The sequence below is a fragment of the Nonomuraea sp. NPDC049725 genome (assembly GCF_040674795.1).
GTDB lineage: Bacteria > Actinomycetota > Actinomycetes > Streptosporangiales > Streptosporangiaceae > Nonomuraea > Nonomuraea ceibae.
This window is the reverse complement of the sequence record NZ_JBFANJ010000002.1, coordinates 265,152-277,072: the sequence shown is the minus strand read 5'-3', so window position 1 is coordinate 277,072 and position 11,921 is coordinate 265,152. Positions and strand designations below refer to the sequence as shown.

Here is an 11,921-nt window from a genome sequence, read left to right as displayed (position 1 = left end):
GAGCGTCGTCGGGCCGGTCGACGACGACGGCAGGGCCGCCCTAGGGCGAACGGCCTACGCCCTGCGCCCGATGTGCTGAGCAGGGGGTTCGCTATAGCTTCCGATCATGACTACTACCGTTGAATCGCCTCCCGTGAGCGTGGTCTCAGCCCGCTACCGGGCCGTCAGCGTCGGGCTGGTCGCGCTGGTGATGCTGGTGGCGTTCGAGGCGATGGCGGTGGCCACGGCCATGCCCGTGGTCGCCCGCGAGCTGGGCGGCATGCACCTGTACAACCTGGCCTTCAGCGCCACCCTGGCCGCCAGCGTGATCGCCACCGTGCTCGGCGGCCGGTGGAGCGACGTGCGTGGGCCGATGCAGCCCATCGCGACCGGCGTCGTCGTCTTCGTGGCCGGGCTGCTCGTCGCGGGTTTCGCGCCGACCATGGAGGTGCTGGTCGCCGGCCGGTTCGTGCAGGGGCTGGGTGCCGGGCTGATCCAGGTCGCGTTGTACGTGCTGGTGGCCCGGGTCTATCCCGGGGAGATGCATCCCAAGGTGTTCGCCCTGTTCTCGGCCGCGTGGGTGGTGCCGTCGATGGTCGGCCCCGCGATCGCCGGGCTCGTGGTGGAGAACGCCGACTGGCGGTGGATCTTCTGGGGCGTCACGCTCATCGTGATCCCCGCGGCGCTGCTGCTGTGGCGCGGCGCGGCCGGCAAGGCGGGCGGTGACGGCGCCGCCGGTCCCGCCCCCGGCCTGGGCGGCAAGCTCGTCTGGGCGACGGTCACGGCCGCGGCCGCCGCCCTCATCCAGTACGGCAGCGCGCTCCAGCTCACCGGCGTCCCGCTGCTCGCCGCCGGTGTGGTCCTGCTGGCCGTCGCCCTGCCCCGGCTGCTCCCGGCCGGGGCGCTGCGGGCCGCCCGCGGGCTGCCGACCGCGCCCGTGCTGCGCGGCCTGGCCTACGGCGCGCTCATGGCGGCCGAGGTGCTGATCCCGCTCATGCTCATCAACGAGCGCGGCCTGACGCCCACCGGCGCCGGGATCGTCCTCACGATCGGCGCGCTCGGCTGGTCCACCGGCTCGTGGATCAAGGGCCGCGGCACCATCAGCAACCTGACCGCGCTGCGCGGCGGCGCGCTCATGGTGGCCGCCGGCATCACGCTCGTGTCGTTCGTGCTCGTGGACGCGGTCCCCATCGCCCTGGCGTACGTGGCCATGGCCATCGCCGGGCTCGGCATCGGCGCCCTGCACCCGACGGTGTCCGTGATGGTGCTGGAGATGTCCAGGACCGGCGAGGAAGGCCAGAACAGCGCGGCGCTCGGCGTCGGCGAATCGGTGTTCACCGTCGTCGCCGTCGCGGTCACCGGCGCCCTGTTCACCGCGGCCGGAGAGGCGTACCTTGTCGGACTGGGCTTCACCGTCGCGCTCGCCCTCCTGGCCGCGATCCTGGCCCCGCGTTTTGCCCAGCCTGCCGGGGCGGGCACACTGGAGGGGACCGCGTCATAAAGGGGGGTACATGCCGCGAGTGCGCGAGCTTGAGGTGTTCCGTGTGGTCCTGCCGTTCGGCAGGCGCACGGAGAGCCTCCTGGTGAAGCTCACGGATCACGGCGGCATGATCGGCTGGGGTGAGGCCGTGAGTCCCGCCCCGAAAGCCTGGTCCCGCCTGGAGGAGACGCTCGGCGCCGAGCTCGTGGGCGTCGACTGGGAGCATCCCGACAGCGTCCCCGGCGACGATCCGGCCGTGGACCTGGCCTGCTGGGACCTGTGGACCCGGATGCGGGGCGTGCCGCTGGCGGACGCCATCGGCGGCACCCGCACCTCGCTGATGGCCACGGTCCGGCTCACGCCCGACGCCTCCCTGGAGAGCCTGGTCACCCGGGTCAACCAGCAGGTGTGCGCGGGCTACGGGCACGTCACGCTCGACGTGCGGCCCGGCTGGGACGTCGAGCCCGTCCGCGCCGTGCGCGCCGCCTATCCGGCGCTCACGCTGGCCGTCGACTGCGCCGGCTCCTACACCGACGACGCCCAGCTCGTGGCGCTCGACGCGTACGGGATCGAGGTCATCGAGCGGCCGTTCGCGGCCACCGACGTCTTCGCCCACGCCGCGCTCCAGGACCAGGTGACCGCCTCGGTGGCGGTCGAGCTGCGCACCACCGCCGACCTGGACGACTACCTGACGGTCCGGGCAGCCAAGGTGCTGCTGCTGCGGCCCTCGGCGTTCCCGTCGCTGAGCGAGGCGCGCCGCGCCCACGACCGCGCGTCGGCGGCGGGCTGGGACATCCAGTGCACCGGAGGCGAGGGCGCCGGTCCGTCGCGCGCCGCCACGGTCGCCGTCGCCGCCCTGCCCGGCTGCACGCTGCCGTGCGACGTGACGCAGCCGCCGCGCAACAACCAGATCGTCGAGCCGATCGTCGGCGCCAACGCCGGGGTGATCGCGGTCCCGTTCACCCAGCCGGGCCTCGGCCACGCGGTCGACGAGACCCGGGTGCGACGCCTGGCCAAGGACTACTTCCACGCCTGACCGCGGCCGGTTCAGCCTGACAGGGCGGCGTCCAGCAGGAGGGCGCCCGCGCCGAGCAGGGCGGCGTCGCGGCCGGCGCGGGCGGGGGCGATCTCCAGGTCGCGGGTGGCCAGCGGCAGGCACCGCTCGTAGACCGTGGCGCGGATCGAGGTGACCAGCGGTTCGGCGGCCGAGAGGCTGCCGCCGACGGCGACCACGTCAGGGTTGAAGAAGTTCACCAGCGCGGTCAGCACCTCGCCGATGCGCCGCCCGGCGCCGCGCACCAGGCTGGTGGCCTCCGGGACGGCGTCGTTGACCAGCGCCACGATGTCGGCGGTGCGCGCCACCTCGATCCCGGCGGCGGCCAGCGCCCCGGCCAGAGCGGCGCCGCTGGCGTGCACCTCCAGGCAGTCGGCGTGCCCGCAGGCGCACACGACGGTGGCGGCCGAGCGGACGGGGACGTGGCTGATGTCGCCGGCCGCGCCCCGGCCCCGGTGCAGGCGGCCGTTGACGATCATGCCGCAGCCGATGCCGGTCCCGGCCTTGAGCACCATCAGGTTCTCGCTGCCCGGCCAGGAGCGGGCCTCGCCGACGGCCATGAGGTTGGCGTCGTTCTCCACCAGGATCGGCAGGTCGTAGCGGGCGGCCAGGCTCTCGGCGACGGGGTAGTCGTTCCAGCCGGGCATGCGGGAGGGGTTGACGACGCGGCTGGTGGCGGGGTCGACGGGGCCGGGGATGCCGGTGCCGACGCCGCGCAGCGGCACGGTGGCGGGCACGTGCGCGGCGAGCAGGTCGTCGAAGGCGTCGGCCAGCCAGCCGAGCGTGTGCTCGGGGCCTTTGGCGATCTCGCAGGGCCGTTCCTCGACGACGAACGGCACACCGCTCAGGTCGAGCAGGCCGAGCCGGGCGTGGTGGGCGCCGAGGTCGGCGACGGCGAGCACGCCCGCGCCGGGGGACAGGCGCAGCCGCCGGGGCCGCCGCCCGCCGCGTGAGGGGCCGGAGCCCTCCTCGGCGAGCAGTCCCGCCTCGATCAGCTCCTCCACCCGCAGCGACACGCTGGAGGCGGCCAGCCCTGATAACCGGGCCAGGTCGGCGCGCGACTCGGCCTCGCCGAAGGCGACGAGCCTCAGCAGGTCGCCCTGCGCCCCGTGTACGGGCAGCCGCTGATCCATGAGCAGATGAATATCACGTGTCCCATAAGTTCGACAATCGCTTGACTTGCTCCGAAAAAGACCACTAGCGTCCGCGTTGTCTTCGATATCGAACGAAGATAGGAAGTGAGTTGGACATGAAGAGGATGGTCGCCGCGCTCGCCGTGGCCGTGTTAGGACTCGCCGCCTGCGGAGAGGCGAGCAGCCCCGCGGTGCCGGGGGCGTCGAAGAAGGCCGACGTGCTGGCCGGCGCGCCCGTGGCCGCCGCGGCCGACATCCTGCCCGGCTCCACGATGGAGAAGATCAAGAAGCGCGGCGAGCTCATCGTCGGCGGATCGCTGGACGCGCCGCTGCTCTCGCAGCAGAACCCGGTCACCGGCGAGATCGAGGGCTTCGACGCGGACCTGGGCAAGGCGCTGGCCACGTACATCATCGGCGAGCCCAAGGTGAAGATCGTCAACTCGGCGTCGGAGACCCGGGAGGCGCTGCTCGCCAACGGCACCGTGGACGTCGTCTTCCAGACGTACACGATCACGCCGGAGCGGGCCGAGCAGGTCTCCTTCGCCGGGCCGTACTACACCTCGGGCCTGACCATCGCGGTGAAGAAGGGCACCACCGGCATCACCAAGCCGGAGGACCTGAACGGCAAGAAGGTGCTGGCGGGCGCCAACACCCCGGCCATCCCCGCGATCAAGAAGCTGGCCCCGCAGGCCGAGATCATCACCTTCGGCAGCGACCCCGAGTGCATGCAGGCGCTCAAGCAGGACCGCGGCGTCGCCTACGTGCAGGACGAGACCCTGCTGGTGGCCAACGCGCAGAAGGACCCGTCGATCGAGATCGTCACCAAGCCGTTCACCGCGGACCCGTACGGGATCGGGCTCAAGCACGGGGACGAGGACTTCAAGAAGTTCCTCAACACGTGGCTGAAGAAGAGCCAGGACGCCGGGGTCTGGCAGCGGATCTGGAAGAACTCCATCGGCACCGTCGTCACCGGCGACGCGCCCGCGCCGCCGCAGATCGGCTCCGTGCCGGGGTCCTGATGTCCGTCCTGTTCGATCACCTGCCCGAGCTGTGGCGGGGCCTGATCGTGACGTTGCAGCTCACCGCCGCGTCCTTCGCGGGCGCGGCGGTGCTCGCCGTGCTCGTCACCGCGCTGCGGGTGAGCCCGGTACGCGTGCTGCGCGCGATCGGCACCGCGTACGTGGAGGCGTTCCAGAACCTGCCGCTGCTGGTGCTGCTCGTGCTGGCGGTGTTCGGCCTGCCCGAGATCGGCATCCAGGCCGGCCTGCTGACCACGGCCATCGTCGTCATCGCCGTGTACGAGGCCGCCTACCTCGCCGAGGCGCTGCGCTCCGGCGTGAACGCCGTGTCCAAGGGGCAGGGCGAGGCGGCGCGGGCGATCGGGCTGACGTTCTCCCAGTCGCTGCGGCACGTCATCCTGCCGCAGGCGCTCCGCACGGTCGTGCAGCCGATCGGCAACATCTTCATCGCCACCGCGATGAACACCTCGCTGGCCGCCGCCGTGGGCGTGGTCGACCTGACCGCCGCGGCCAACCGGGTCAACCTGACCGAGGCTCAGCCCATCCCGATCTTCGTCGGCGCGGGGCTCGCCTACGCGCTGATCGCCGCCTGCGCCGGATTCGTCACCGGGCGGCTCGAACGCAGGCTGGTGATCCTCCGATGAGCAGCACGGCGCTCTTCGACGAGCCCGGTCCCCGGGCCCGCCGCCGCATCCGCGTCGCCACCGTCCTCGGCGCCCTCGCCGCGATCGCGCTCGCCGCCCTGGCCGTGCGGCAGTTCGCCGCCAACGGGCAGCTCGAGGCCGCCCGCTGGCAGCCGTACGCGACCTGGCCCATGTGGCGCTACCTGCTCGACGGGCTGTGGTCCACGGCGCTGGCCGCCGTCGTCACCGCCGCGCTCGCCATGGCGGCCGGGATCATGCTCGCGCTCGGCCGGCTGTCGCACCGGCGCTGGGTGCGGCTGCCCGCCGCCGCCTACGTCGAGGTGGTCAGGACGATCCCGGCGCTGCTGCTGGTGTACGTGGTGCTGTTCGCGCTGCCCCGGTACGGGCTGGACCTGCCGCTGTTCTGGAAACTGGTGGTGCCGCTGGCGGTGTCGAACGCGGCGGCCTTCGCCGAGATCTTCCGCGCTGGCATCCTGTCGGTCGAACGCGGCCAGACCGAGGCGGGCCTGGCCGTCGGCCTCACCCGCTTCCAGACGATGCGCCTGGTCGTGCTGCCGCAGGCCGCGCGGCGCGTGCTGCCGTCCATCGTGAGCCAGTCGGTCGGCCTGCTCAAGGACACCTCCCTGGGCTTCGTCGTCAGCTACGCCGAGCTGCTCTACAGCGGCAAGGTGCTGGCCGCGTACAACGGGCTGCTGATCCAGACGTACCTGGTCGTCGCCCTCATCTACCTGCTGGTCAACCTGTCGCTGTCCAAGCTGGCCCGCACGCTGGAGGCCCGCCAGCGGCTCGCCGTACCGAAGAGGAGACTCGCCCGTGCCTGAACTCGCCGTCCTCGCCGAGGTCGTTCGCTCCGGCTTCACCGAGAGCGTCCACTACGGCGGCGCCGTCGGGCTGGACCCGTCGGGCCGCGCCGAGGTGGCGCTCGGCCCGGTGGAGGCGCCGGTGCTGCCGCGCTCGTCCGCCAAGCCGTTCCAGGCGCTGGCCTGCCTGACCGCCGGGGCGGCGCTGGCCGGGCCGAGCCTGGCGATCGCGGCCGGCAGCCACACCGGCGAGGACTTCCACGTCCGGCTCGTCGGCGAGCTGCTTTCCGCGTACGGGCTCGGCTTCGGCGCGCTGGCCTGCCCGGCGTCCTGGCCCGAGGACGAGGCCACGCTGCACGCGCTCGTCCGGGCGGGCGCCACGCCGTCACGCGAGCGGATGAACTGCTCCGGCAAGCACGCCGCCATGCTGGCCGCCTGCGTCGCCAACGGCTGGGACACCGCCTCCTACCTGGCGCCCGGCCACCCGCTCCAGCAGGCGGTCCGCGCGGTCACCGAGGAGCTGGCGGGGGAGAAGGCCGCGCACGTCGCCGTGGACGGCTGCGGCGCGCCGCTGTTCGGGCTGTCGCTGACCGGGCTCGCCCGCGCCGTGCAGGCGCTGGTGCGCGCCGCGCCCGGCAGCGCCCCGCGCCAGGTCGCCGACGCGATGCGCGAGCACCCCGAGTACGTCGGCGGCACCGGCCACCAGAACACCGAGCTCATGCGCGCCCTGCCCGGCGCGCTGGTCAAGGGCGGCGCGGAGGGCGTGCTGGTCGTGGCGCTCGGCTCCGGCCACGCGGCGGCGGTCAAGGTCATCGACGGCAGCCCGCGCGCCACCACCGTCATCGCCCTGGACGTGCTGCGCCGGATGGGCTGCGACGTGACGGGCGCCGCCGCGTTCGAGAGCGTGGACGTGCTCGGCGGCGGCGTGCCGGTGGGGCGGATCGTCACACCTTCCCGCACCCGTCCGTGAGCGCCCTGGCCGGGTCCTCGTCCTGCTGAGCCCGGGCGGTGCCGCGCTTCTTCGTCCTGGTGGGGGAGGGCGTCGCCGACGCCACGACCGGGGCGGCGCCGCTCGACTCGCGGATCTCCTTGCGCGTCAGGGCGCGGATCTTGTCCCAGTCGGGGTTGCCGGTGTGGATCAGCGGCGGCACGAACTGGATGCTCGTCACCTCGGCCTGCTGCACCTTCATCGCCAGCGGCACCAGGTGCGTGAGCATGTCACGCGGGATGTCGGTCTGGATCAGCTCCTTGGTCGCCGCCGCGACCTGGTTGAACCGGCTCAGCACGGTCGCCGGGTCGGCCTGGTCGAGCAGCGCGCCCAGCACGCAGCGCTGGCGGCGCATCCGCGTGTAGTCGTCGCTGTTGGTGCGCGAGCGGGCGTACCACATCGCGTCGGCGCCCTTCAGCCTGCGCGTGCCCGCCTTGACCAGGCCCTCGTTGTAGCGGCCGAACACCACGTCCTGCTCGACGGTGAGCGTGACGCCGCCGATCGCGTCGATCAGCCGGGCGAACCCCCACATGTTGACCAGCGCGTACCAGTCGACCTCCAGCCCGAGCGTGTAGCCGATGGTCTCCATCAGCACCCGGGCGCCCTGGTGCTTCCTGCCGCCGAAGATCTCCGGGTGCGCGTCGGAGTACTCCCACACGCTGTTGAGCAGGTCGCTGCGGCCGCCGCCGGGATCGGCGGGCAGCCGGAAGCCGTCGGGGAAGCGCTCGGCCATCGGCGTGCCGGGCTTGAACCGCACGTCCTCCAGGTTGCGCGGCAGGCTGATCAGCACCGTGTTGCCGGTGGCCACGTCGACGCTGGCCAGGTTCATGCTGTCGGTGCGCACGCCCGGCCGGTGGTCGTCGGCGTCGCCGCCCAGCAGCAGGATGTTGACCCGCTCCCGGCCCGCCCACGGGTCCTCGGGGCGCACCGGCTCGCCCTGCGCCCGGGGGTCGGAGGTGGGGTTCTTGAAGATGCTGTTGATCAGGTCGCGGGAGGTCCAGGCGTACTGCGCGGTCGCGCCGAACGGCACGATCACCGCCACGGCCAGCAGGCCGGCGACGGTGCCGGTGACGATCTGCTCGCTCTGGCGCAGCGTGCCCGGCCGCAGCACGACGAACGAGTGCACCATCATCGCGAACCACGCGACGCCCAGCACCGCGGAGCCGGCCGCGGCCACGGTGATCGAGGCGTCGTCGACGAGCGTGCCCACCAGCCCGGCCAGGCCGCCGGAGGTCAGCACCACCCACAGCAGGGCCAGCAGCAGCGCCGCGTAGCAGCTGAGCAGCACCAGGCCCGTCCTGCGCCACCCCGCGCGCAGGTGCGCGGCGCCCGGGGCCAGCGCGGCCAGCGCCAGCCACCCGAGAACCTTGACGGCACCCACCCGAATCCTTCCCTGGACCACACCATCCCCGCTTCCCCGACGGCCTCGCCGTAGGCCGAATCGAGGCGGCAGCCTACGGACAAAATACGAAATCTACGTTTATGAATGAGTGAACTTCTACGACCGAATAAGATTCGGTCCATGGCGTTCTCTGAGATCGAGTACGAGGTGGCGGACCGGATCGCGACAGTCACATTGAATCGCCCCGAACGCCTCAACGCGTTCACCTTGACCATGCGCGGTGAGTTGATCGAGGCGTTCGACCGCGCCGACGCCGACGACGAGGTGCGCGCCGTCGTCGTTACCGGCGCCGGCCGCGCCTTCTGCGCCGGGGCCGACCTCGGCTCGGGCGGCGGCACGTTCGGCCGCGTCAAGGACACGCCGGAGCTCGTCGACGGCCACCCGCGCGACGGCGGCGGCACCGTCGCGCTGCGGATCGCGAGCTCGCTCAAGCCCGTCATCGCCGCGATCAACGGTCCCGCCGTCGGCGTCGGCGTCACGATGACCCTCCCCATGGACGTGCGCCTCGCCTCCACGTCCGCGCGGTTCGGCTTCGTCTTCGCCCGCCGCGGCATCGTGCCCGAGGCCGCCTCCAGCTGGTTCCTGCCCAGGATCGCCGGCATCGCCCAGGCCATGGAGTGGGCCGCCACCGGCCGCGTCTTCGACGCCGACGAGGCGCTGCGCGGCCGGCTCGTCTCCCGCGTCCTCGCCCCCGGCGACCTGCTGCCCGCCGCCTACACCCTCGCCCGCGAGATCGCCGACCACACCTCCGCGGTCTCCGTCGCCGCCGTCCGCCGCCTCATGTGGTCCGGCCTGTCGGCCGCCTCCCCGTGGGAGGCGCACGCCGCCGACTCCCGCCTGATGGCCGAGCTCGGCCCGTCGGCCGACGCCGTCGAGGGAGTCACCGCGTTCCTGGAGAAACGGCCCGCCGACTTCCCCATGAAGGTCAGCCGCGACCTGCCCCCGGGCCTGCCCTCCTGGCCCGGCGATCTCTAGGCTGTCTGCCATGTACGAGACCACCGTCCTGCAGCTCCCGCCCGACTACGAGGGCGAGGTCGTCGCGACGCTGCTGTGCCGGCGCGCCGAGTCCTCCCGCAGGGCGGTCCTCTACGTGCACGGCTTCACCGACTACTTCTTCCAGGACCACCTGGCCGACCACTACGTCACCCGCGGCGTCGACTTCTACGCCCTCGACCTGCGCAAGTACGGCAGGTCGCTGCTGCCGCACCAGACCAGGGGGCTCATCAGGAGCGTCACCGAATACTTCCCCGAGCTCGACGAGGCCGTCCGGATCATCCGGCAGGACCACGACGAGCTCACGATCAACGCCCACTCCACCGGCGGCCTCATCGTCCCCCTGTGGGCCGACCGCGTCCGAGGCCGCGGCCTCGTGCAGGGCCTCGTGCTCAACAGCCCGTTCTTCGACCTCAACGTCCCGGCCCCCGTCCGGCTGGCCGCCGACCTGCTCAAGACCCCGCTGTCCTACGTCACCCGGCCGCTGCCGCTCGGCTCCAGCAGCGTCTACGGCCACTCCCTCCACCGCGACCACCACGGCGAATGGGACTACGACCTGGACCTCAAACCGCTCGGCGGCTTCCACGTGCACGCCACCTGGCTCGCCGCCATCCGGCGCGCCCAGCGGCGGCTGCACGCCGGCCTGGGGATCGACGTGCCCGTCCTCGTCCTGGCCGCCGCCTCAGGACTGCGCGTACGGGACTTCGTACCGGAGGCGCAGTCGGCCGACGTGGTCCTCGACCCCCGGCAGATCGCCCGCTGGTCCACCGCGCTCGGCCCGCACGTCACCTGCGTACGCTTCGACGGCGGCATCCACGACCTGGTGCTGTCGGCCGAGCCCGTACGCAAGCAGGTCTTCGCCGAGATCGACCGCTGGATGACCGCCTACGTCCACCAGGGGGATGCTCACCAGGGGAACGAGAACAGGCCGTAGTAGGCGGCGGCGACCAGCAGCAGGCCGGTGCCGCCCAGCACGCCCGCGATCGCCACGTGCTGCCAGCGGCTAGGCCGCATGCCCTCGCGCAGCCCCGACACCACCGCCGCCACGGCCGTGACCTCCTGGACGAGCATGAGCACGGCCAGCACCCGCACCACCAGCCAGCCGGCCAGCACCGCCGGCCACGCCCCGGCCTGGTTGATCGAGAACAGCACCAGCAGCATGATGAACGCCGCCACCGACACCAGCAGCCCGACGCCGGTCCACACCATCTTGGCCAGCCTGCGCCGGATCGGCGGCCACAGCCGGGCGTTCACCTCCGGCGTGTGGTGACGGCCGCGCAGCCGCACCACCATCGCCGCGACCGGCCCGGCCACGTACCCGACGGCCGCCAGGCAGATCGTCAGCCCCAGCATGGTGCCGCCCGCGTACCACGGAGCCGCCGGCACGTCGCTCGCCTCGAACCGCTGCACCGGCGTCGCGCCCGCCACGTGCACCGCCGGGACCGCCGTGCCCGGCAGGCCGAGGATCCAGTTGGCCATCGTCTCCAGGTAGCCGGCGGTGAACTCGCCGCCGTTGATCCGCATGGCGTGGTCGCCCCGGTCCATGAAGCGGATCGTGTACTGCTCGTTGCCCGCCGCCTTCATGGCCCGCATGAGCGCGTTGGTGGACTCCACGAACGGGATCGACGGGTCCGTGGTGCCGTAGAAGGCCAGCACCGGCTGGGTGATGCCGTTGAGCGCGGGCTGGGCGTCGTAGCGCAGGAAGTCGAAGCCGACCACGCCCATCGCCCGGGTCAGCAGGTCGCGTACGCCGATCGGGGCGCGCAGCCGCAGCAGCTGCTCGTTGAGCGCCCAGGCGACCTGCCGGAGGGGGGAGACGTTCGGCGACGACACCAGGATCACGAACCCGACGCTGTCGCTCTTGGCGGCGGCGATCGGCACCACCCAGCCGCCCTCGCTGACGCCCCAGATGCCGATCCGCGCCGGATCGACGTCGGGGCGGGTCTTCAGATACTCCACCATGCGCAGCACGTCGTCGGCCAGCAGCCCGAAGTCGCGGTCACGGAAGTTGTAGCCGACCGAGCGCTTGTCGAACGCCAGCGTCACCACGCCCGCCATCGACAGGAACTCCGCCTGCGGCTCGAACTCCGTCCGCGACCCGTTGCCCGACCCCGACACGAACACCAGCGCCGGATAGCGCCCCGGCGTCAGCGGCGCCCGTACGGTGCCCTCCAGCGTCTGCCCCTCCGCCGGGATCGCGATCGGCTCCTCGCCGTAGAGCGAGGACGCGTTCACGTGGCGCAGCTCCCCCTGGGGTTGCGGCGGCAGCGCCTGTAAAGCGGCATCGACCTTGAGCGGCGGCGGGTCGAACGCGGGAGGCAACACGTAACCCACCGACGCGAGAGCCACCAGTAACAGACCGGCGGCAACGCTCAAAGTGCCACGGCCAGTCCGCATCGGCCTCCCCATGTGCGTTGGTTTGCCCGCTG

At 72.6% G+C, this 11,921-nt stretch carries 11 protein-coding genes; 8 read left to right on the top strand and 3 right to left on the bottom strand.

The features are described 5' to 3' along the window. Positions 1–133: 133 nt before the first annotated feature. Both AB0J53_RS05700 and AB0J53_RS05695 read left to right on the top strand, forming a co-directional pair. Entirely contained in the window at positions 134–1,480 is a 1,347-nt protein-coding gene (locus tag AB0J53_RS05700) for an MFS transporter (RefSeq protein ID WP_364168891.1), read from the top strand. Between the two features lie 10 nt (positions 1,481–1,490). Further along, positions 1,491–2,495 carry an enolase C-terminal domain-like protein gene (locus tag AB0J53_RS05695; RefSeq protein ID WP_364168889.1) on the top strand — a complete coding sequence of 335 codons (1,005 nt, stop codon included), beginning with the start codon at positions 1,491–1,493 and terminating at the stop codon, positions 2,493–2,495. An 11-nt stretch (positions 2,496–2,506) separates the two neighbouring features. On the opposite strand, the gene AB0J53_RS05690 is transcribed toward AB0J53_RS05695, so the two are convergent. Beyond that, positions 2,507–3,646 (bottom strand): ROK family transcriptional regulator, encoded by a 1,140-nt coding sequence (locus AB0J53_RS05690; RefSeq protein ID WP_364168887.1) that lies wholly within the window; start codon positions 3,644–3,646, stop codon positions 2,507–2,509. Between the two features lie 116 nt (positions 3,647–3,762). Between AB0J53_RS05690 and AB0J53_RS05685 the strand changes: the two genes are divergently transcribed. From AB0J53_RS05685 to AB0J53_RS05670, 4 genes are read left to right on the top strand one after another with little or no spacing between them, the layout of a single operon-like run. Beyond that, entirely contained in the window at positions 3,763–4,665 is a 903-nt protein-coding gene (locus AB0J53_RS05685) for a glutamate ABC transporter substrate-binding protein (protein WP_219517353.1), read from the top strand. Beyond that, positions 4,665–5,309 carry an amino acid ABC transporter permease gene (locus AB0J53_RS05680; RefSeq protein ID WP_219517356.1) on the top strand — a complete coding sequence of 215 codons (645 nt, stop codon included), beginning with the start codon at positions 4,665–4,667 and terminating at the stop codon, positions 5,307–5,309. Before AB0J53_RS05685 ends, AB0J53_RS05680 begins: the two co-directional genes overlap by 1 nt. Further along, the gene (locus AB0J53_RS05675) at positions 5,306–6,130 is read left to right on the top strand and encodes an amino acid ABC transporter permease (RefSeq protein ID WP_219517358.1); all 825 of its coding nucleotides are present in this window, start codon (positions 5,306–5,308) and stop codon (positions 6,128–6,130) included. Before AB0J53_RS05680 ends, AB0J53_RS05675 begins: the two co-directional genes overlap by 4 nt. Continuing rightward, positions 6,123–7,079: an asparaginase gene (locus AB0J53_RS05670; protein ID WP_364168884.1), complete on the top strand. Its 957-nt coding sequence runs from the start codon at positions 6,123–6,125 to the stop codon at positions 7,077–7,079. Before AB0J53_RS05675 ends, AB0J53_RS05670 begins: the two co-directional genes overlap by 8 nt. On the opposite strand, the gene AB0J53_RS05665 is transcribed toward AB0J53_RS05670, so the two are convergent. Beyond that, on the bottom strand, positions 7,054–8,478 hold the full coding sequence (locus AB0J53_RS05665) for an LCP family protein (RefSeq protein WP_364168882.1): 1,425 nt from the start codon (positions 8,476–8,478) through the stop codon (positions 7,054–7,056). The two genes, AB0J53_RS05670 and AB0J53_RS05665, sit on opposite strands and share 26 nt — an antisense overlap. Positions 8,479–8,619: 141 nt before the next feature. Between AB0J53_RS05665 and AB0J53_RS05660 the strand changes: the two genes are divergently transcribed. Further along, a complete protein-coding gene (locus AB0J53_RS05660) occupies positions 8,620–9,474 on the top strand; it encodes a crotonase/enoyl-CoA hydratase family protein (protein ID WP_364168880.1) in 855 nt (284 codons plus the stop codon). A 10-nt stretch (positions 9,475–9,484) separates the two neighbouring features. Further along, complete coding sequence (locus AB0J53_RS05655; RefSeq protein ID WP_357590812.1) at positions 9,485–10,426, top strand: alpha/beta hydrolase; 942 nt, start codon at positions 9,485–9,487, stop codon at positions 10,424–10,426. On the opposite strand, the gene AB0J53_RS05650 is transcribed toward AB0J53_RS05655, so the two are convergent. Continuing rightward, entirely contained in the window at positions 10,399–11,841 is a 1,443-nt protein-coding gene (locus tag AB0J53_RS05650) for a prolyl oligopeptidase family serine peptidase (RefSeq protein WP_364168878.1), read from the bottom strand. The two genes, AB0J53_RS05655 and AB0J53_RS05650, sit on opposite strands and share 28 nt — an antisense overlap. Positions 11,842–11,921 lie beyond the last annotated feature (80 nt).